The organism is Bacillus cereus group sp. RP32 (assembly GCF_040459735.1).
Lineage (GTDB): Bacteria > Bacillota > Bacilli > Bacillales > Bacillaceae_G > Bacillus_A > Bacillus_A wiedmannii.
Genome location: NZ_JARVHO010000001.1, coordinates 50,481 through 72,101, shown reverse-complemented (window position 1 = coordinate 72,101; position 21,621 = coordinate 50,481). Strand labels below are relative to the sequence as shown.

Here is a 21,621-nt window from a genome sequence, read left to right as displayed (position 1 = left end):
CCTTATAGAAAAAAGCATATTTGCATTTTCAAGCGCTTTCTTTCCTCATTTTTTCTTTTTTTCTACATGTAAAGAAAATGCATTGTTATTTACATAACTTTAGTGTATATTTTTTCTCTGGAACATCTTTAGGAGGAAGGGATTACAGCAATGTTATTAATCGACATATTTACGTTTCTTGGCATTATCGCCGCTGCTATTTCCGGTACATTAGTTGGTTTAAAAAAAGATTTAGATTTATTCGGTGTCCTTTGTTTAGCTGTAGCTACAGCGCTCGGCGGCGGTATTATTCGTGATATTATGATCGGTAACCTGCCTCCTGTCGCATTTGTTAAACCCATTTACTTTTTCGTAAGCGTATTATCAGCATTATTTACTTGTATGTTTTTTGAGCGTATCAATAAACTGCAAGTCGTTATTATGCTTTCTGATGCTGTTGGCTTAGGTGTTTTTACAGCTATTGGTGCAAATGCAGCAATGTCACATCATGTTGACGCCTCATTTTTAGTTGTTTCAATGGGAGTCATTACAGGTATTGGAGGCGGTATTTTGCGTGACATTTGCGCTCAAGATATCCCCTACGTATTCCGAAAAGAGATTTACGCAATCGCTTCTATCTTAGGAGCAATTAGTTTCCTAATCACATATGCAATGGGGGCACACGTACTAGCTTTCTATGTTTGTTTATTAGTAACATTTATTATTCGTGTTGTCACTGTAATATATAATGTACATTTCCCAGTTTTCTTTAAAACACATGCTAAAATTAATAAAGGCCATTAAGAGAATTCTACACAGAATTCTCTTAATTTATATACTATTCTATACACTAATATAGAGTAATTGTATATAAAAATATATAATTATATTAGAACCAAAAATGAAAACGCTTTATACACAGGGGGAAGAACGATGCTTCGTTTTTTTAAAAAACATACAAATAAAACAAACGCCAGTATACTTGAATTAAGTAAGGATCAAAAAATCACTTTTAACGTGCCTACTAATTCTGAACTGAAAATTCAAATGGATATGCTACATATTTCAAAAGAAGATTTACAAATCGTAAAGGTACTACAGCCCTTTATTTATGAAGAAATTGATTGGATTACGGAAAAATTCTATGCCAATATTACAAAGCAGCCTAATTTAACTACTATTATTGAACGTTATAGCTCTATTCCAAAACTAAAGCAAACTTTAAAAACACATATAAAGGAATTATTCAGCGGAGATATGCACGAAGATTTTATTGAACAACGTGTTAGAATTGCCAAAAGACATGTACAAATTGGTTTACATAGAAAATGGTATACTGCCGCTTATCAAGAATTATTCCGCTCTATCATGAAGATTTTGCAAACAAAAATTACAACAATTGACGATTTTTCTTATTCTATAAACGTAATAAACAAATTATTTACCCTTGAACAAGAGCTCGTTATTGCGGCTTATGAATCTGAATATGAAAGAATGCAAAAAGAACATGAAAAAGAAAAAGAAATAACAGCTATGACCATTACGCATATTGCAACAGAACTAGCATCTGTATCTGAAAAAACGAGTGCTTCTATTCAACAGTTAACCGCTAAATCTGAAACTATTGTAGAAATTGCCAAAACAGGTACATCATTAGCTACAACATCAGAAGAAAAAGCGAATAAAGGGAAAGAACAATTAAATCAACAGAATAAACGAATGGAATACATTCAAAAAAACATGGAAACGATTATTACAGATACTCATGAACTTCTCGATATTTCTAACAAAATTAACGAGATTATAGACATTGTAAAATCAATTGCAGAGCAAACAAATTTGCTCGCACTAAATGCTGCTATTGAATCTGCACGTGCTGGGGAATTTGGCAAAGGCTTTTCTGTTGTAGCTGGAGAAATTCGCAAGTTATCAGAGCAAACGAAAGAATCTATATTCAACGTTACAAAGCTCGTTGAAAAAACAAATGAACAAATTGTTCGTGTCTCTTCTTCAGTGAAACAAATTAGCTCCCTCGTATCTGAAGGAACGGATAGTATGTCTGCAACAGATCAATACTTCCAAGAAATTGTAAAAGACATGTCTAACTCGAAAGAACAGAATAAAAAAATTGAAAATGAGTTAGAAACCATTTCACAAGTAATGAAAGGAATTCAAGACGATTCCTCAAAAATGGCTCTAACAGCTGATAGTTTACAACTAGAACTGAATAGATAGGGTGAAGCTTATGTCAGTAGAGATTCTTCATCTCTGCTGACTCTTAGTCCTCATCTTCCATCCATAAAAAAAGAATCCAAATTGGATTCTTTTTATTTTCTGAAGAATATTTTTTGACAATAAACATAACTCATATAAACACCAAAGCTTTGCAAAATAAACAAGGCTGGCACAATAAGATTGTAATATGCCATATCTACTTGAAAGATCCTTAACAATACGTATCCGCCAATTAACAAAACGAACAACATATATCCTTCATTTTGTTGTTTCTTAATAAGAAAGTGTAATAAAGCTATCGACATAAATAATGTTACCGCTATATATATAAGTTTTTCACATTTAAATAGAATAGAATGTATTCCCTCACCTGAGAATTGATTAATTACTGGCTTTAAAAGTTTAAATCTTTCTTCTTCAATCTCTTTTAGCTTTTGATCAACATGCTCTGTTACGTTTTGATTCTTTTTTATTTTTTCCTCATTTTTACTTTTTCCAATTAAAACAGATTGAACATACGTCTCATTTGAAATTGTATATTGTGACATTCCCATTGTCTGAATTCCATAACTCACACCAAAATGAGCACTATAAAATAGAATAAGTATCCCTATCATCTTTAATAGTACTTTTTGCTTCATTGCTGATTGAAAGAGTTCAATTAACAACACATATACAGCAATAAAAATAGGAAGAAATAATCCTATTGGGAAAATCATATTACTGCATGCAAATAAAATTGCTGAAAGTACCCACATATAAGGATGATCTAAACCTTTATATAAAAGTATGTAGCAAGCCAAATAAAATAAAAATATTGCGAGCGATTCTGATGTTAATAAGGAACTCATAAATATATTCGGAATATATAAAGCGTAAAATACAGACGCAATACGGCCGCATTCTTCTCCGAAAATCATTGCTGCAATACGATAAATGAAAAATGCAGTCCCTGTGCAAAATAAAATATTAAATAACTGCAATGCGAATACTGTATCGCCAAATACACGAATAATTATTGATTCATAAATAATAAAAGGTAACTGCGCTATGCTCTCTACGTTATTACCAATTGCAATCTGCTTTGCAGACTCAAACATAGCTTTCATATCACCAATTATCGGAACGTCTACAAATAGAACCATACTAAGTCTCACAATTATAGATGTACTCATAAGAAAAACAAGAAATTGTTTTTCTGTAAAACGATACTGTAAAATCGATGCCACTAACAGCATAAGAATAACAAAAATAACCAATACAATTGTTACACTTGTTGTACTGTCGCCAAAAAATTGTTTACTTGTTTCAAACGCTGACCAACAACTATAAACAAAAAATGCGAGCATCGCACCAATCATTATTTTACTAAAAAAAGACGAAAAATTTGTTTGTATATGATTCATATGTCCATTGCACCTCTATTTCCATTCATAACAAAACGATTCTATCATGAATAGGTACACAGCTGATAGGGAATTTCTATGACAAATACAGGGTCCTAATTTTTTCACTTGCAATGTAAGCGAATCCTCTTTTACACTACACTTTATATAGTAATAAATTTTCTTTCAGTTACATGAATACAAATACAGAAGTTTTACTAACCCTCTTCTGGAATTCTTTACTTCATTAAATATCTATTGATTTTTAATTTTTTGTACTCCACTTACAATACATGTCATTCTGATTGAAAACAGAAAATAGGGGCTGACCATATGGAAAAGAAATTCATGCGAGAATCCAAAGCAATTAAAACAACACGTGTTTTTCCGAATGATTTAAATAATCATCAAACACTTTTCGGAGGAAAATTATTAGCAGAAATTGATAGTATCGCTTCAATTGCAGCTGCAAGACATAGCCGTAAACATTGCGTAACGGCATCTATCGATTCTGTTGATTTTTTAACTCCAATTCACCAAGCAGATTCTGTTTGTTACGAAGCATTCGTATGTTATACAGGAAAATCTTCGATGGAAGTGTTCGTAAAAGTAATTGCAGAGAATTTATTAGCAGGCGAACGTAGAATAGCTGCAACATGTTTCATTACATTCGTTGCATTAAAAGATGGAAAACCTTCATCTGTCCCACAAGTACTACCTGAAACGGAAGAAGAACATTGGCTACACACAACTGGTTCTGAGCGTGCAGAAAGTAGAAAAAAAGGGCGTGTAAAAAGCAAAGAAATGGCTGAAGTTTTAACTTTAAGTAAACCTTGGAGTATATAGGCCTTCACCATTAAAACATCTTTTGAGCGAATAGCTATCACATATTCGCTCATTTTTTATAAACAATTTCACACCTTCATACAACCATTACTCCTTTTCACACATATTATGTAATATTTTTATACATACCCGTTCGCTATTAACTTTTTCTAATTGATAAAATCTCATTTATCCCGCTATTTTCGGGCTGTAAAACTACCGTGTCAAAATTCTTGTGGAGCAAAGACTTTAGGCGGGAGCTCCGTTGCCCGTAAACGCCCAATTGATGAGGGCTGATAATCAATAGGAAATGTACAACCCCCCACTGATTAAAGTTTCACTTTATAATACGGTTCGATCCCATCAACAGTTGCTTTACAAAGTTTATGTAGGGTACACTTATACGGGTGGTCAACAAACAATTTAAGGATTTGTAAACAGTGTAGAAAACACCTTACACTTCATTATATTGAGAGAATTAACTCTAGTAAAAAAACTGGATTATTTTAATGGAAAGGTGAAATTATGCAGAAATCAATTGCTTCAAATATTTTTTATAAAATACTGCTCAACACGTTTAATATTATACTTCCAATTTTAGTTGGTCCTTACGCATATCGAACATTAGGGGCCAATTCAATCGGAACCGTTAACATTGCTGAAACTTTTTTCAATTACTTCTTCGTGTTCGCCGTATTTGGTGTATATCAATATGGTTTACGTGAAATTAGCTTAATTAAAAACGATAAAAAGAAAGTTTCTAAGTTATTTACAAGTCTCTATGTAATTAACTTCACAACTAGTATTTTAGCTTTATCAGGCTTTGTGCTCTTTAGTTATATTGGATACGGACATGAAAGTTTATTTCCTGTTCTTCTTATTTTCGGTTTTAATTTTATATCTAACATGTTTTATGTGGAATGGTTCAATGAGGCATATGAAAATTATGACTTCATCACTAAAAAAACAGTTATCGTTCGATTAATCTATGTCGTACTTCTTTTCTCTTTCATTCATGGGGTTGACGATTACAAAACATATGCTGGTTTATTAGTATTATCGACATTTTTAAACCACTCTATTAGCTTTATATATGTGAAACGCCAAGTGAAATTTGATTTTTCCGACTTAACAATTATTCCTCATTTAAAACCGTTACTATTAGTCTTGATTTTTTCAAATGCTAATATTTTATATACTCAATTAGATCGTCTTGTTTTAGGGGTATATGTTGGAAAAGAAGAAGTTGCATATTACGTAATGGCTTTTCAAATTATGATGATTATTAATACACTTATGTTAAGTGTTGTACAAGTAACCGTTCCAAGACTGTCTTATTTATCAGGAAACGCGTCTGAAATGGAATATGAGTCTTTACTAAATAAAATTTCAAAAGTATATTTCATTACCCTATTCCCTGCCGCAATTGGTTTAATGCTCATTGCTCATGGAGCTGTTGTTATTTACGGTGGACAACAATTTGCTGAGGCTGGTAATACATTAATTGTTTTCGCCTTCTATATGATTACAGTCGGTATTGAGTCCATTTTATCGAATCAAATTATTTATGTGAAAAAGAAAGAAAGCATTTTAGTGCGATTTTTATTCATTTGTGGATTTATCAACTTGGCATCCAATATTGCATTAATATTCTTCCATATACTTACACCAACAACCGCAATTTTCACAACAACAATTGCGAATTGTTTCTTAATCACATTTGAATATATTTATGTGAAAAAGAAATTAAAAGTGAATTATACGTTATTTGATATACAAAAACTTAAATATCTATTTTATTCCCTAACATTTGTCCCCATAGCATTCGTTATTGATATGATCGTATCTGGACAAATACTACAAGTTATCCTAGTCATAATAACGTGTGGATTAACGTATGCCCTTATCCTCTTTATAACAAAGGATGAAATTCTCTTTTCACTACTTGAAAAGATATTAGCACGATTCAAAAAAGCTTAAACGCAATCTCTAAAAGGAGCTGTTAAACTTGAAATTTTCTTTAATCATGGCTACTTGTGGCAGACGTGATGATATTCTTGACTTACTAAAATCACTTGAACAACAAACTTACAAAAACTTTGAACTTATCGTAGTAGATCAAAATGATACGCCAATCTCTGATTTATTTGATGAATATAAAGATAAATTTTCTATTAACTACATTTATACACCTATTAAAGGGCTATCGAGAGCTCGAAATGCAGGATTAAAAGTAGCAGATGGTGATTTCATCGCTTTTCCAGATGATGATTGTATTTATGAAACAAATGTTTTAGAGAGTATATTAGAAACTTTCAACTCTAATAAAGATGTTCATTTCATCTCGACAAACACTACAAATGTTGAAGGTACAGGTTCTTTAATACACGCACCGAATACAGACATTATTTTAAATAATAAGTATGGATTCATGGGGCCTTCTTTCACACTATTCTTCACAAAACAATTTGTACAAGCTGTAGGTACATTTGATGAAGATTTAGGTGTTGGTTCTGGCACGATTTATGGAGCTGGTGAAGAAACTGACTTTGTACTACGTGGGATGAAACAAAATTACACTGGTTTATTTAGAAAAGATCTGTTCGTATACCATCCTGTAAAAGAGGAAATTATTAATGAACAATCATTAAAACGTGCTATTTCTTATGCTGGTGGTTTTGGTAGGGTTATTCGCTTACACTATGGATTCCCTTATTTCATACGTGCTGTCGCTGCCGCAACATTCCGTATGACACAAAACATTTCTAATGATAAGCGTAAATTCCACGCAAATCGCTTACGCGGTATTGTTCGTGGATATTTAAAATAAAAAACAAGGTGTAACCACTTTTATTAAATGGTTACACCTTGTTTTTTTATTTCTCTTGCATCGCTTATTTCTTGCAAAGCAACCCATCATTCTTTTGTAATCGCATACCTTGCTTGTCAGTTACATTATATATTTTTGAAATGATAGCATTATATCCAAGAATTTAGTATCATGATTCAAGACACTATTTAGAAATGAACGGAGGACATTATGAGCTTATTAACTGTTGAAAAATTAGGCCATACATTTGGTGATCGTACATTATTTAGAGATGTATCCATGCGCTTACTCGCAGGAGAACACGTTGGATTAGTCGGAGCAAACGGTGTTGGTAAATCAACATTTATGAATATAATTACTGGTCAGCTTATCCATGACGAAGGTCGTGTAGAATGGACACCTGGTACAAATTACGGTTACTTAGACCAACATACGATTTTAACACCTGGTCGCACGATCCGTGACGTATTAGCAGATGCATTTTTACCTTTATTTGAAAAAGAAAAAGCTTTAAATGAAGTTGCAGAAAAAATGGGAACTGCTACACCAGAAGAATTAGAGGAACTTCTTGAACAAATGGCAGAAATTCAAGATGCCCTTGAAGCAGGTGGCTTCTATTTATTAGATATTAAAATTGAAGAAGCAGCGCGCGGCCTTGGAATTGATGCAATTGGTCTAGATCGTGATGTTGCGGCATTAAGTGGTGGACAACGTACAAAAGTATTACTTGCAAAGTTACTACTTGAGCAACCAGAAGTATTACTATTAGATGAGCCTACCAACTATTTAGACGTTGAACATATCCATTGGTTAACAAGTTATTTAAAAGAATATCCACATGCATTCCTATTAATTTCCCATGATACGGAATTTATGAATAAATGTGTCGATGTTATTTTCCATCTAGAATTCACAAAAATGACGCGTTATACAGCAACATATGAAAAATTCTTAGAGCTGGCAGAAATCAATAAAAATCAACATATCAATGCTTATGAAAAGCAGCGAGAGTTTATCAAAAAACAAGAAGATTTTATTGCAAAAAATAAAGCCCGTTACTCAACAACAGGCCGTGCAAAGAGCCGTCAAAAACAACTTGATCGCATGGAACGTATCGATCGTCCTGAAACAGCTATTAAGCCTGAGTTCTCCTTTAAAGAAAGTCGTGCAAGTAGTCGATTTGTCTTCGAAGGGGAAAATGTAGAGATTGGATATACACATCCGTTATTACCGAAATTAACAATGACAATTGAACGTGGTGAAAAAATTGCAATTGTTGGATGTAATGGTGTCGGTAAGTCAACACTGTTAAAAACGATTTTAGGTAAGATTAAACCATTAAGCGGAAAAACAAGTCTTGGTGACTTCTTAAACCCATCATACTTCGAGCAAGAAGTAAAAGCTGATAATATAACACCCATTGATGATGTTTGGAATACATTCCCTAGCTTAGACCAGCATCAAGTACGTGCAATGTTAGCGAAATGCGGTTTAAAAAACGAACATATCTCTCGTCCACTGAATCAATTAAGCGGTGGCGAACAAGCAAAAGTTCGTTTATGTAAACTAATGGGTGAAGAAAGTAACTGGCTACTCTTTGATGAGCCAACAAACCACCTTGATGTTACAGCAAAAGAAGAGTTGAAAAAAGCGATGAAAGCATACAAAGGAACAATTCTTCTTGTATGCCACGAACCAGACTTTTATGAAGAGTGGATAACAAAAACTTGGGATGTAGAGAAATGGGCCCAAGAAAATTCTTAATCCCCTAAAAAACATCCCTTTACACTGCTATTTAGCGTGTAAAGGGATTTCGTTTTAAAATAAACATACAGTTTGATAAGGAGTTTTTAGTAATGCAACGTACATTCCCCCTAAAGCTTAATATATTTTTTGTAAAGTGCTTATTAGTACTATGTCTAATTATTTCTGCTGCTATAACGTGGCAATCAATAGTCGTAATTCAAGAAAAAACTGACACACATTCCTTTATTATCATCCCGATTATTATTCTAATAGGCCTTCTATTTTTGCTTATTGGCTATATTTCTAATAAATATATGTCTACATTTATATTTACCGTTTCACTTATTGTTTTAGCTTTTTCTGTTCGATTAATTTGGGTTCTCTACGTTCCAACTCCTATCGAATCAGATTTTTCAGTGATGTACAATAGTGCTATTCAAGCTACTAAAGGCGATTTTAGTTTTGCACAAGATGACTATTATACTTCATGGGTTTATCAACTTGGATTTACAATGTACCAAGCCCTCATTATTAATTTATTCGGTGAAGGGCCTTTCCTTCTAAAACTTTTAAATATAATGTATTGCACAGGAACAACCTTGCTAATTTACAAAATAACTTCATATGTTTTTAATGAATGGTCTGGAAGAATGGCTGGATTACTATATGCATTATATATCCCAAGCGTTGTAATGAGCTCATTACTAACGAATCAACATATTGCCACATTCCTATTTTATCTTGGGTTTTATTTATTAATTACAAAAGGCCTAACCCATAAATATATGTGGATTTTTATAGGGATCTCCCTAGCTTTAGGAGATATTATGCGTCCACTTGGCGCTTTAGTTTTGATTGCAGTAGCTCTTTATGTCTTTTTACAAGGTATATTAGGAAAATCAAAACAGGATATTTTAACTTCTATAAAAAAATTGTCTGGGATTTTCATCATTTTTTACCTTGTTCATTACATTATAAGTTCTTCATTTATATCTGCCGGAATTACCCAATATCCGCTATCTAACAGGGATCCTCTCTGGAAATTCACCGTAGGACTTAATCACGAAACAAGAGGTGGATATTCTTCAGCAGATGTAGAATATGTTATGTCCTTTGAGCTTGGAAAAGAACGAGAAGCCGTTGAGAAGAAATTGATTCAAGAGCGACTAGCTGATCCACAAAAGGTTTTATCTTTATTTAGTGATAAATTCACGATTATGTGGGCAGATTATGATTCTGCCCCAGTATGGAGTCTGGCAACACTAAGTAACACAGAGAATGATATGATTACCTTACAAGAAGACCTTAAGACATACGATAAATATATATATATTACAACTATGTTATTTGGTACGTTAGCAACTTTTTATCTCGTATTAACTAAGCAAAATAACACACATTACACACTATTTTTATTATTAATAATTGGTTATATAACGATTCACTTCTTAATTGAATATCAAACAAGATATCGATACTTTATCATCCCTAGCTTTACAATCATTCAAAGTTCTGGACTATATGTAGTTTATCGTCTCATGTCTAAAAGAAAGACTACAAAAATATAAGATAAGGCCAAATAAAAAAGGCATGAGCTCGATGCAATACCGAGCTCATGCCTTTTTATTTATATCCTTTTTTTATTGTAAATATGATTAATGCCAAAAGCAGCTAAAAAGATCATAGGTATTGTAGCCGAATAATGATATCTCGGTGCTACTTCTACTATCATTTGTGCCATTGTTAGCCCAATCGTGTATAAACAAATAATGAGAAGTGAAGATTTATTTTTATTTTTTATAGCTACTAACGCCCCGAACAGTGAAGTAGCTAGTAAAAAGTAATAGAAAACATTAGAAATTATAGTATATCGTACTTTATGATCCATAATTGGATCTGCATATTTAACAGCTTGATCATCGTTCCCTAAAAAGATAATAAATTTATCATACATTAGTTTCCCGAAATCTATATCATCGTTTTTTATTCTCTTTTTCGCTTCTTCAAGCATTTGCTTTTGAACGTCCTGAGCACTCCATCCTGGTTGACCACTATAATGATATAGTAATGCTGAATCTCCTGGATTCCATGTTCCTGAAGCTCCCTTATTAAATCCTACATGAATATTGTATCCCGGCACTGTTGCTATCTCTTCACCTAAACGTAATGTTACATAATGATTTACCGCCGAAGACATCATTAAGTATCCAATAATGATAACCCCTACATATGCCACCTTGTTAATAAGTAGCTTTTTATTCCCAATATGCTTTGTATCTATAATAAACATCCATATTGCTAGGGCTATAATTGGCACTGCTGCAATTGGTCTTGCCATATTTATTAATACAAGTAATGCAGCTACTAGAATTGAATACATAAGAACCTTTGCAATCGTTATATTTTCAATTTTATCATAAACAATTATCATAATTGCCCAGGCTAATAACAGTATTGTACAATACAACGGTTCTGAAAGTGCAAACATGTTATACATCGTTTGTGATGGCAAGAGAATCCATAAAACACTTGCTGTTATCGCTGTTCTCACTCCACCAATTCTTCTAGCTATAAAATATATTAATCCCATCGATATTGTAGTTAAAACAACATTAATAATTGGCGGAATCATAAAGTTTGCCCCAAATATTTTCAGGAAGATACTTAAGAATGAAGCATACCCAAAAATATGTGGAAATAATGCAACATATCTATCATGAATAACAAAGTTGTCACCTAATGCTTTTGCCGTATTAAAAAAGGCTTCATAATCACCAATCGGATCAATCTTATATGTAAGAATCCACGCTGTTTTCACTGCTACACAAATAATTAGCAGTACAAAAAAACATATTTTTTCATTTACTCTTTCAAGGTATAGCGATCCACTGCTAAGTATAAAGTTTCCAATTGTACATAATAATAAAACTCCAACTAATATCATTACATAATTATATTTTTGAGTATCTGAAAAATAATCAAAAATTAATATTGCAACGAAAAAGCTATAAATGCCGTATATGGCACGTGTAGAAAAGGTTGAAAACAATCCAGAAAAACGTTCCAAAAAAACTCACTCCTTAACATATTTATATGGGAAAACATTATATTTCCTAAAAAATTACACTACCAGCTACTATACATTAATATTATCATGATTTCCATATTTGCTTTTATATTTCCTAGTATACCAATTTAAAATAATCATTTTTATTATGAACAGATTTATTTTATATCCTAAAATGATATCTACCCAAAACATATAACATATTAGCATAAACTATGATATAATTGATAGTTGTTATGTACGAATAACCTTTTTACATTTCTGTTTTATTTATACATTTTATAAAGTTGAGGATACTATTATGGAGAAACTCTTAAAGTTTGGTTTAGTAGGGATCTTTAATACACTCATTACAATTATTAGCTTTTGGATATTATTAAAATTCGGGATGAACTACCTTATTGCGAATACCATTGCCTATTTAATTGGTGTTGCCAATAGCTACTATTGGAATAAAAATTGGGTGTTTAAACCTAATAATAAAAGCACGTCAATGTTCTTTAAATTTCTAACTGTAAATTTAATTGTATTGGCTTTTAATACATTATGTTTATTTATATTGGTAGATAAACTTACTTTTAATGCATTAATTGCACAGATCTTCGCAATTGGTGTCGGAATGGTTATAAACTTTGTCCTTAATAAAATTTGGACATTCAACCAAACCGAAAAGGCTACTAATTAAACTTGAACAACTTATTAAAAATACGGAGGATACAACATGCAAAAATTAATTTCGGTTGTAGTTCCTATGTACTTCGAGGAAGAAGTAGCACAGGAATGTTATAACCGTTTAAAGTCCGTTATGCTTCAAAATGATATTAATTACGAGTTTGTCTTTGTAAACGACGGTAGCACAGACCGTACAATGGAAATCTTATCTGAGATTGCAGCAAATGATTACCGTACAAAAATCGTTAATTTCGCACGTAACTTTGGACACCAAATAGCCGTTACAGCTGGTATTGCTGCTGCAAAAGGTGATGCTATTGTAATTATCGATGCAGACTTACAAGATCCACCTGAAGTTATTCCTGAACTTATTGCAAAATGGGAAGAAGGATATGAAGTTGTTTATGCGAAACGTAAACAACGTAAAGGTGAAACTTGGTTTAAACTTTTAACAGCTAAATATTTCTATAAATTCTTAAACTACATGTCTGATATCGATATCCCAAAAGATACTGGTGATTTCCGAATCATCGATCGTAAAGTAGCTGATGTGTTCAATCAAATGACTGAACGAAATCGCTTCATCCGCGGTATGATGTCTTGGGTTGGCTTCCGTCAAACGTATGTTGAATATGAACGCGATGAGCGCTTTGCTGGTGAAACAAAATATCCATTAAAGAAAATGATTAAATTTGCATCAGATGGCATTATTGCATTTTCAACAAAACCGTTACGTATCGTTATGACTTTAGGCTTATTATCAGTTCTTATTTCAATAATCGTCTTACTATATACAATTACTGTAAAAATTATTGGCACCGGTACACAAACAGGTTGGGCATCTATTATGGTTGCTATTACATTCTTTAGTGGTATTCAGTTACTTGGTCTTGGAATCGTTGGTCAGTATATTGCTCGTATTTATGACGAAAGTAAAAACCGTCCGATTTATATCGTAAAAGAAACTATCAATATTGAGCAAGAAGAGACTACACAAACAAAAGAAAAAGTGAATGCATAATAAAAAAGGTAACAATGAAAACCATCATTGTTACCTTTTTATATTGTAATACCCCATAAGCCTCAAACGAAATTCTTTTAAATTTGGATATATCTCTAAATTAGATAACATCCCTTGAATGACCGGGATCCTTGGATTTTGTAATCTCATTTCTGCCTCCAAAACATCTAATGTAACAAGCAATTCCTCATCTTCTAGTTGATCAGCTAATGTGCGTTTAAAAACAATAATTTCTTTTAAAAAGTGTTCCTTAACCTGCTCCTTAATAAGCTCTGATTTGCAAAGAAATTCTCCAAGCTTTTCTTCATGTAACACAGGTTCTTCCGAAGATTCTACCAATCCATCTACTAAATCATCTACTCTTTTCAAAATAAAAGAAGAAACATAAGATAAGTCAATTTCTGGTGCTTGTAAAATGATTAGTTCTAAATATCCACGGCATATGCCTTCTACCATAATGACTAAATCTAACAAATAAGGCATAACCTTTTCACCATAAATAGACAATAAACTATTCCGATAAAATGCGTGAGACTCTAACTTCATCCTCATCATAAACTCTTCTACTTCTTTATTAAAAGGTATAGCATTTTCCCTCGCATGCATAATAATAAATTCTTTATGCTTTTGTATATCGTTAAATTGACAATGCAATTGCTTTGCAAATTTTTCACGCGGCAATAACGATTCTTGTTCAATATCCAGCATTTTATTTTGAATCTTATCATAGTAATATCGAAGTGTCGCTAATAAAAGCTCATCTTTCGATTTAAAGTATAAATAGAAAGCTCCCTTAGATATGCCACAAGCTGTCACAATTTCCTGTACTGATGTCGCATTTACACCCTTAGTCGCAAATAACTTCATAGCCATCTCTATAATTAAACGCTCTTTTTCTTTCATATCATGTCTCTCCTAAATTTAATCTCGCATCTTATTATGAATTTATTATACCATCCCTTTTCATTGACGACTGACCAATCAGTCAGTTATATTATGTATTAGACTGACCAGTTGGTCAATACAATACAAAGGGAGCGCAAACATGAACAAAATCATTAATTTCTCGTTAAAAAATAAGTTCGCAGTTTGGCTACTAACCATTATTGTTACCATTGCAGGTATTTATTCTGGGCTGAATATGAAGCTGGAAACAATTCCTGATATCACAACACCTGTTGTAACAGTAACTACGGTTTATCCTGGTGCTACACCAGAAGAAGTAGCTGACAAAGTTTCAAAACCGATGGAAGAGCAACTACAAAATTTAAGTGGTGTAAACGTTGTTAGTTCATCATCTTTTCAAAACGCATCTTCTATTCAGGTAGAATATGATTTTGATAAAAATATGGAAAAGGCTGAAACAGAAATTAAAGAAGCTCTCACAAATGTGAAACTCCCAGAAGGTGTAAAAGACCCGAAAGTTTCACGTGTAAACTTCAATGCCTTTCCAGTTATTTCGTTAAGCGTAGCAAGTAAAAATGAATCTTTAGCTGCCTTAACTGAAAATGTAGAAAAAAATGTTGTTCCCGGATTAAAAGGACTTGATGGGGTCGCATCTGTTCAAATTTCAGGTCAACAAGTAGATGAAGTACAACTTGTCTTCAAGAAAGATAAGATGAAAGAATTAGGTTTAAGTGAAGATACTGTAAAAAATGTAATTAAAGGATCGGACGTATCTTTACCACTTGGCTTATATACATTTAAAGACACAGAAAAATCAGTTGTTGTAGATGGAAATATTACAACAATGAAAGCATTAAAAGAATTAAAGATCCCAGCTATACCTTCATCACCGAGCGGTCAAGGTAGTCAAAACGCTGGAGCTGGTACACAAACACCGCAAATGAATCCAGCGGCTATGAACGGGATTCCGACAGTTACATTAGATGAAATTGCTGACATTAAAGAAGTCGGAAAAGCAGAATCTATTTCTCGAACAAATGGAAAAGAAGCAATTGGAATTCAAATTGTGAAAGCTGCTGACGCGAATACTGTTGATGTTGTAAATGCAGTGAAAGATAAAGTAAAAGACCTTGAGAAAAAATATAAAGACTTAGAGATTATTTCAACATTCGACCAAGGTGCACCGATTGAGAAATCAGTAGAAACAATGCTGAGCAAAGCTATTTTTGGTGCTATATTTGCGATTGTTATTATTATGCTGTTCCTACGAAATATCCGAACAACATTAATCTCTGTCGTTTCCATACCACTTTCTTTATTAATTGCTGTATTAGTCATAAAACAAATGGATATTACGCTTAATATTATGACACTTGGAGCAATGACAGTCGCTATTGGACGCGTTGTTGATGACTCCATTGTTGTTATTGAAAATATTTACCGACGAATGTCGTTATCAGAAGAGAAACTGCGCGGAAAAGATTTAATTCGTGAAGCTACGAAGGAAATGTTTATCCCAATTATGTCTTCTACCATTGTAACAATTGCTGTATTCTTACCGCTTGGACTAGTAAAAGGTATGATTGGTGAAATGTTCTTACCATTTGCCTTAACTATCGTCTTCGCTTTATTAGCATCGTTACTAGTAGCAGTTACAATCGTGCCGATGTTAGCTCACTCTTTATTTAAAAAAGAGAGCATGAGGGAAAAAGAAGTACATCATGAAGAAAAACCAAGTAAATTAGCAAACGGGTATAAACGCATACTTGCATGGGCTTTAAATCATAAAATCATCACATCAAGCATTGCTGTCCTTCTATTAGTTGGTAGTCTTGCACTTGTGCCAATTATCGGTGTAAGTTTCTTACCATCTGAAGAAGAAAAAATGATTATTACAACGTACAACCCTGAACCAGGTCAAACGTTAGAAGATGTTGAAAAAATTGCAACGAAAGCTGAGAAGCACTTCCAAGATAATAAAGACGTCAAAACAATTCAATTCTCATTAGGTGGCGAAAACCCAATGAGTCCTGGTCAATCAAATCAAGCAATGTTCTTCGTGCAATATGATAACGACACGAAAAACTTCGAAAAAGAAAAAGAGCAAGTCGTTAAAGATTTACAGAAGATGTCTGGAAAAGGCGAATGGAAAAACCAAGACTTCGGAGCGAGTGGCGGTAGTAATGAAATTAAACTATACGTTTACGGAGATAGCTCGGAAGACATTAAACCTATTGTCAAAGATATTCAAAATATCATGAAGAAAAATAAAGACTTAAAGGATATTGACTCTAGTATTGCAAAAACGTATGCAGAGTACACTTTAGTCGCAGATCAGGAAAAACTAAGTAAAATGGGTCTAACAGCTGCACAAATCGGAATGGGACTTTCTAATCAACATGATCGACCTGTTCTGACAACAATTAAAAAAGACGGTAAAGATGTCAATGTATATGTCGAAGCTGAAAAACAAAATTATGCAACAATCGATGACTTAACAAATCGTAAAATTACAACGCCACTTGGTACTGAAGTGGCTGTGAAAGATGTTATGACTGTAAAAGAAGGGGAAACTTCGAATACAGTGAAACACCGCGATGGCCGTGTTTATGCAGAAGTAAGTGCAAAACTAACATCTGATGACGTTTCAAAAGCATCTGCCGCTGTTCAAAAAGAAGTAGATAAAATGGATCTTCCTTCAGGTGTAGATGTTTCTATGGGCGGTGTTACAAAAGATATTGAAGAATCATTCAAGCAACTTGGCTTAGCGATGTTAGCTGCGATTGCCATTGTATACTTCGTTCTTGTCGTTACATTTGGCGGTGCCCTTGCACCATTCGCAATTTTATTCTCGCTACCATTCACAATTATCGGAGCTCTTGTTGCCTTATTAATCTCTGGTGAAACGTTAAGTGTCTCTGCAATGATTGGTGCACTTATGTTAATCGGTATCGTTGTAACAAACGCAATCGTGCTTATCGACCGTGTTATTCATAAAGAAAATGAAGGGCTATCAACACGTGAAGCTTTATTAGAGGCTGGTGCTACACGCCTTCGCCCTATTTTAATGACTGCAATTGCAACAATCGGTGCTCTTATCCCACTTGCATTAGGATTTGAAGGTAGCGGCTTAATTTCTAAAGGACTTGGTGTAACAGTAATTGGTGGATTAACAAGTTCAACGTTATTAACACTTCTTATTGTTCCAATCGTTTATGAAGTATTAAGCAAGTTCAAAAAGAAAAAAGCAAAATAACAAAAAATAACCTCGCAGTTAGCGAGGTTATTTTTTATTCCCAAATACGACTAGAAAATCACCATATCCTTCTTTCTCTAATTCCTCTTTTCGGATAAATCGAAGGGCTGCGGAATTAATACAGTAACGAAGACCATTTGGTCCTGGGCCATCCGGGAATACATGGCCTAGATGTGAATCTCCCTCTTTGCTTCTCACTTCCGTACGCGTCATATTATGACTGACATCCATTTTTTCTTTCACACTTGCTGACATAACTGGCTTCGTAAAGCTAGGCCATCCACACCCGCTATCAAATTTATCTAAAGAAGTAAATAGCGGTTCACCTGAGACGATATCTACATAAAGTCCTTCTTCTTTATGATTCCAATATTCATTTTGAAAGGGTGGCTCAGTTCCATTTTCCTGTGTTACATAAAACTGCATCTCATTGAGTTTTTCTTTTAAATGAGTATTATCTTTTGGCCAATGTTGTTTAATAAAAGCATCTCGTCCCGATCCTTTACGGTATAACTCATAGCGGAATGTATTTTTCTTATGATATCCTTGGTGATAGTCTTCAGCTGGATAAAACGTAGCTGCTGGTAATATTTTTGTAGCAATTGGTTTTGAAAAGCGTCCACTCTTTGCAAGCTCTTCTTTTGAAGCCTCTGCTTTTTTATGTTGTTCTTCATTGTGATAAAAAATTACTGTTTCGTAAGACTGTCCACGATCGTGAAATTGTCCTCCTATATCAGTCGGATCAATTTGTCTCCAATATATATTTAATAACTCTTCATACGGCATTTTATTTGCATCAAATGTAATTTGTACTGCCTCATAATGTCCCGTCGTTTCTGAACATACTTCTTTATATGTTGGACTCTCTTTATGACCACCTGTATAACCAGAAACAACCTTTATAATTCCTTCCATCTCTTCAAATGGCGAAACCATACACCAGAAGCACCCTCCAGCAAATGTAGCTAACTCTACCTTTTCATTTACAGCCATTATTTCACCCCTATTCTATCTTCTGCTTACAGTATGGCATAAAAAACATCATGTTATAAAAGAAAAAGCATCGAACATCGATGCTTTTTCTTTACTTCATCTTATTTTTTTGGCTTCATTCTCCATTTCATCACTTGTCACATCTAAGACATCTAATAAGAAAATGAAGATTGGAATACCGATAATTAATCCCCATACACCTAAGAAGTGTTCTGAGAAGATTAATACCATAAATGTATAGAAGATCGGTAAGTTTGTTTTTTGCGACATGAACTTCGGATTTAACACGTAACTTTCAAGCGCATGAATTACTGTTACGATAATTAAAATATAAACAACGTACATAATACCGCCAATATTGTAAGCAATCATACAAAGCGGGAATAACGAAATGATAACCCCAGCTACTGGAATTAAACCGAGTAAGAAGATCATTAACGCTAAACCTAATAATTGTGGGAATCCTAATATCCATAGTGCAATAACGGATAAAACACAGTTAACAACTGCAATTAAAAATTGTGCTTCGATTACTTTTCCGAATGAACGTGCAAATTTCTTACCGAAGTACTCAATTTCAGTATAGAAAATTGCAAGTCGGCTTTCTTTAAATTTTGCAGTAAAAGCAACGATCCGAGCTTTCTCCAATAAGAAAAATAAACTTAAAATTAAAGAAAGTAACACTTGAAGGCCAAATTTCCCAACATTCGTAATCGATTTATACAAAATGTCAACGCCTTGTCCTACATATTTCGAAAGTTCCATATGATTGACAGCATTAACTGCATACTTAATTAATTCACTATCCGGTGGGTTTCTTAAAAATACGTTAAATTGATAAATCAATTGTGAAATTTGTATCGTTAATACTGGTAAATATTTAAATAGCGTAATAGCAATTCCACCAATTAACATTACATATAGAAACGCTATAATAATTTTTCGGTTAATGGGCATGAAATGATCTAATTTGCGAGAAATAAACTTTTGGAATCGATCCATTAAATATGTGAGAATAAACGTAATTAAAATTAAATTCAACATACTTTGCAGCCCGTATAACACGAGAGCAAGTATTACTAATACGAGAAACCTCTGAAATCCTTTGCTTTGAAACAGGTTTTTTATTTGCATAATCGACGAGTACTCTCTCCTGTCCTATAAAGTAAAACGTTAATAAGTAGATTTTTTCTCTCTTCTCTACCTTTAATTATTCATTCATATAAAGATTTTTATAAGCTTATTATAGATCTCTCTTAGCAGATCCTATAGTAGCTTACTTCTTATTTTACAATACAATGACCTAATTCAAAACGTATTCTACACAGTATTAATGAAGATTTAAGGAAACTTACATTTTATTAACATAGGTCTTACCACTACTGTAACATAAAAAGCAAGCTATCAGTAGAAATCTGTCCTACAAATAGCTTGCTTTTCTCGTTTTTTTAAGTAAGTTTTACTATCCAATGAATGGCATAAACATCGGTATGACAACTACAGTTACAACCCCAACTACTGTTACAGCAATACTTGCCATAGCTGCCTCTACTTCACCCATTTCAATTCCTACTGCCACTCCTAATGCGTGACCTGCTGTTCCAAGTGCTAAACCTTTTGCAATTGGATGTTTTACTCTAAATGTTTTTAAGAATAATGCTCCTAATGCGTATACAATAACTGCGTTAAAAATAACTGCAAACGATGTAATTGCTGGTATACCACCAATACTTTCAGAGATTGGTAATGCAATTGCTGTTGTTGCTGCTTGTGGTAACATTGAATTCATTACTGCTGTATCTAAACCAATTGCTTTTGCAACAATGAACACGACAATTACTGAGCAAATAGATCCAACCACGATAGCCGATAAAATTTGCCACCAATATTTTTTTAACTTATCCACTTGTTTATATAATGGAATTGCAAACGCGATTGTTGCTGGTTCTAAGAAGAAGCTAATCATTTTTCCGCCAGTATTATATTCTTCAAAAGTAAAGTTACCTACTTTTAGAAAGACAATCCCTAATACCATCGCTACGAATAATGGTGTGAATAAGAAGAATCCTTTTGAATGCTTAAATAATAATGTTCCGATTCCGTATGCGATTAATGAAACGACGATTCCGAAATATGGAGTCATTGTGCTTGCCATGTTCATTCCCTCCTAGCAATATATACTAAATTGGTTACGCAACTTTTCCGTGCTTGCGTCCTTTATTTACTACTTTCAATTCTTTCGTATCTTCTATTTCTTTATCGTCTTTTCCTAAAATAAATTGTGCAAATAATCCTGTTACAGCGAGTAAAATAATTGTTGCGACAACAATTACAGTTAAAATTTGTACAAAATATTGTCCCATTACACCGAGAGAATTAATAACCGAAATACCTGATGGAACGAAAAGGAATCCGATAATACCTGTTAAAGCTGTTCCGAGTGATTCAACTTGTTCCAATTTAATAACTTTTAAACATAATAGGCTAAATAAAATAACTAATCCGATCACCGATGAAGGCATCGGAATTGGTAAATGCGTTGCAATAATATTAGAAACTAACATAATAGCTGAAAATATGAATGCTTGTGATAAGAAACTATATACTTTTTTCGTACTCATTTTGGCCACCTCTTTCGATTTGGTACCTTTATTGTATAAGATAAAAACAAAACTGTAAGCGTTTGCATAGCGGAACGTCAAATAT

The 21,621-nt window shown here is 33.2% G+C and carries 17 protein-coding genes and 1 pseudogene; 11 read left to right on the top strand and 7 right to left on the bottom strand.

Going from position 1 to position 21,621, the window contains the following annotated elements:
• The first annotated feature begins 150 nt into the window (after positions 1-150).
• The 3 genes and pseudogenes from QCI46_RS00345 to QCI46_RS29835 all read left to right on the top strand — a co-directional run bounded on the left by QCI46_RS00345 (position 151) and on the right by QCI46_RS29835 (position 2,214).
• Positions 151-783 (top strand): trimeric intracellular cation channel family protein, encoded by a 633-nt coding sequence (locus tag QCI46_RS00345; RefSeq protein WP_000924376.1) that lies wholly within the window; start codon positions 151-153, stop codon positions 781-783.
• 129 nt (positions 784-912) lie between these two features.
• Positions 913-1,410, top strand: a pseudogene (locus QCI46_RS29840) (protoglobin family protein); the annotation flags it as partial.
• Between the two features lie 63 nt (positions 1,411-1,473).
• A complete protein-coding gene (locus QCI46_RS29835; protein ID WP_483299025.1) occupies positions 1,474-2,214 on the top strand; it encodes a methyl-accepting chemotaxis protein in 741 nt (246 codons plus the stop codon).
• A 92-nt stretch (positions 2,215-2,306) separates the two neighbouring features.
• On the opposite strand, the gene QCI46_RS00335 is transcribed toward QCI46_RS29835, so the two are convergent.
• Positions 2,307-3,620 carry an ArnT family glycosyltransferase gene (locus tag QCI46_RS00335; RefSeq protein ID WP_353839353.1) on the bottom strand — a complete coding sequence of 438 codons (1,314 nt, stop codon included), beginning with the start codon at positions 3,618-3,620 and terminating at the stop codon, positions 2,307-2,309.
• A gap of 312 nt (positions 3,621-3,932) precedes the next feature.
• On the opposite strand from QCI46_RS00335, the gene QCI46_RS00330 reads away from it, so the two are divergent.
• The 5 genes from QCI46_RS00330 to QCI46_RS00310 all read left to right on the top strand — a co-directional run bounded on the left by QCI46_RS00330 (position 3,933) and on the right by QCI46_RS00310 (position 10,568).
• Positions 3,933-4,445: an acyl-CoA thioesterase gene (locus QCI46_RS00330; RefSeq protein WP_000412135.1), complete on the top strand. Its 513-nt coding sequence runs from the start codon at positions 3,933-3,935 to the stop codon at positions 4,443-4,445.
• Positions 4,446-4,949: 504 nt separating this feature from the next.
• Entirely contained in the window at positions 4,950-6,404 is a 1,455-nt protein-coding gene (locus QCI46_RS00325) for an oligosaccharide flippase family protein (protein ID WP_087981894.1), read from the top strand.
• Positions 6,405-6,432: 28 nt separating this feature from the next.
• A complete protein-coding gene (locus QCI46_RS00320; RefSeq protein WP_087981893.1) occupies positions 6,433-7,254 on the top strand; it encodes a glycosyltransferase family 2 protein in 822 nt (273 codons plus the stop codon).
• A gap of 210 nt (positions 7,255-7,464) precedes the next feature.
• Positions 7,465-9,018, top strand: coding sequence for an ABC-F family ATP-binding cassette domain-containing protein (locus tag QCI46_RS00315; RefSeq protein WP_087981892.1), 1,554 nt, complete (start codon positions 7,465-7,467; stop codon positions 9,016-9,018).
• Positions 9,019-9,110: 92 nt separating this feature from the next.
• The gene (locus tag QCI46_RS00310) at positions 9,111-10,568 is read left to right on the top strand and encodes an ArnT family glycosyltransferase (protein ID WP_353839352.1); all 1,458 of its coding nucleotides are present in this window, start codon (positions 9,111-9,113) and stop codon (positions 10,566-10,568) included.
• Positions 10,569-10,627: 59 nt separating this feature from the next.
• Here QCI46_RS00310 and QCI46_RS00305 read toward each other — a convergent pair whose 3' ends face one another.
• Entirely contained in the window at positions 10,628-12,067 is a 1,440-nt protein-coding gene (locus tag QCI46_RS00305; protein ID WP_088065071.1) for a glycosyltransferase family 39 protein, read from the bottom strand.
• A gap of 301 nt (positions 12,068-12,368) precedes the next feature.
• Here QCI46_RS00305 and QCI46_RS00300 point away from each other — a divergent pair, with 301 nt between their 5' ends.
• Both QCI46_RS00300 and QCI46_RS00295 read left to right on the top strand, forming a co-directional pair.
• Positions 12,369-12,752: a GtrA family protein gene (locus tag QCI46_RS00300; RefSeq protein ID WP_000413281.1), complete on the top strand. Its 384-nt coding sequence runs from the start codon at positions 12,369-12,371 to the stop codon at positions 12,750-12,752.
• 36 nt (positions 12,753-12,788) lie between these two features.
• Positions 12,789-13,760 carry a glycosyltransferase family 2 protein gene (locus QCI46_RS00295; protein WP_001170707.1) on the top strand — a complete coding sequence of 324 codons (972 nt, stop codon included), beginning with the start codon at positions 12,789-12,791 and terminating at the stop codon, positions 13,758-13,760.
• 30 nt (positions 13,761-13,790) lie between these two features.
• Here the strand turns inward: QCI46_RS00295 and QCI46_RS00290 are convergent, their stop codons facing one another.
• On the bottom strand, positions 13,791-14,663 hold the full coding sequence (locus QCI46_RS00290; protein WP_327958543.1) for a TetR/AcrR family transcriptional regulator: 873 nt from the start codon (positions 14,661-14,663) through the stop codon (positions 13,791-13,793).
• Positions 14,664-14,805: 142 nt separating this feature from the next.
• On the opposite strand from QCI46_RS00290, the gene QCI46_RS00285 reads away from it, so the two are divergent.
• Entirely contained in the window at positions 14,806-17,922 is a 3,117-nt protein-coding gene (locus QCI46_RS00285) for an efflux RND transporter permease subunit (protein WP_088065073.1), read from the top strand.
• Positions 17,923-17,949: 27 nt separating this feature from the next.
• On the opposite strand, the gene msrB is transcribed toward QCI46_RS00285, so the two are convergent.
• The 4 genes from msrB to lrgA form a co-directional block, all read right to left on the bottom strand.
• On the bottom strand, positions 17,950-18,915 hold the full coding sequence (gene msrB / locus QCI46_RS00280) for a peptide-methionine (R)-S-oxide reductase MsrB (RefSeq protein ID WP_098653639.1): 966 nt from the start codon (positions 18,913-18,915) through the stop codon (positions 17,950-17,952).
• 96 nt (positions 18,916-19,011) lie between these two features.
• A complete protein-coding gene (locus QCI46_RS00275) occupies positions 19,012-20,049 on the bottom strand; it encodes an AI-2E family transporter (RefSeq protein ID WP_098145791.1) in 1,038 nt (345 codons plus the stop codon).
• A 328-nt stretch (positions 20,050-20,377) separates the two neighbouring features.
• Entirely contained in the window at positions 20,378-21,070 is a 693-nt protein-coding gene (gene lrgB / locus QCI46_RS00270; RefSeq protein WP_000168869.1) for an antiholin-like protein LrgB, read from the bottom strand.
• A gap of 34 nt (positions 21,071-21,104) precedes the next feature.
• A complete protein-coding gene (lrgA, locus tag QCI46_RS00265; protein ID WP_000104908.1) occupies positions 21,105-21,536 on the bottom strand; it encodes an antiholin-like murein hydrolase modulator LrgA in 432 nt (143 codons plus the stop codon).
• Positions 21,537-21,621 lie beyond the last annotated feature (85 nt).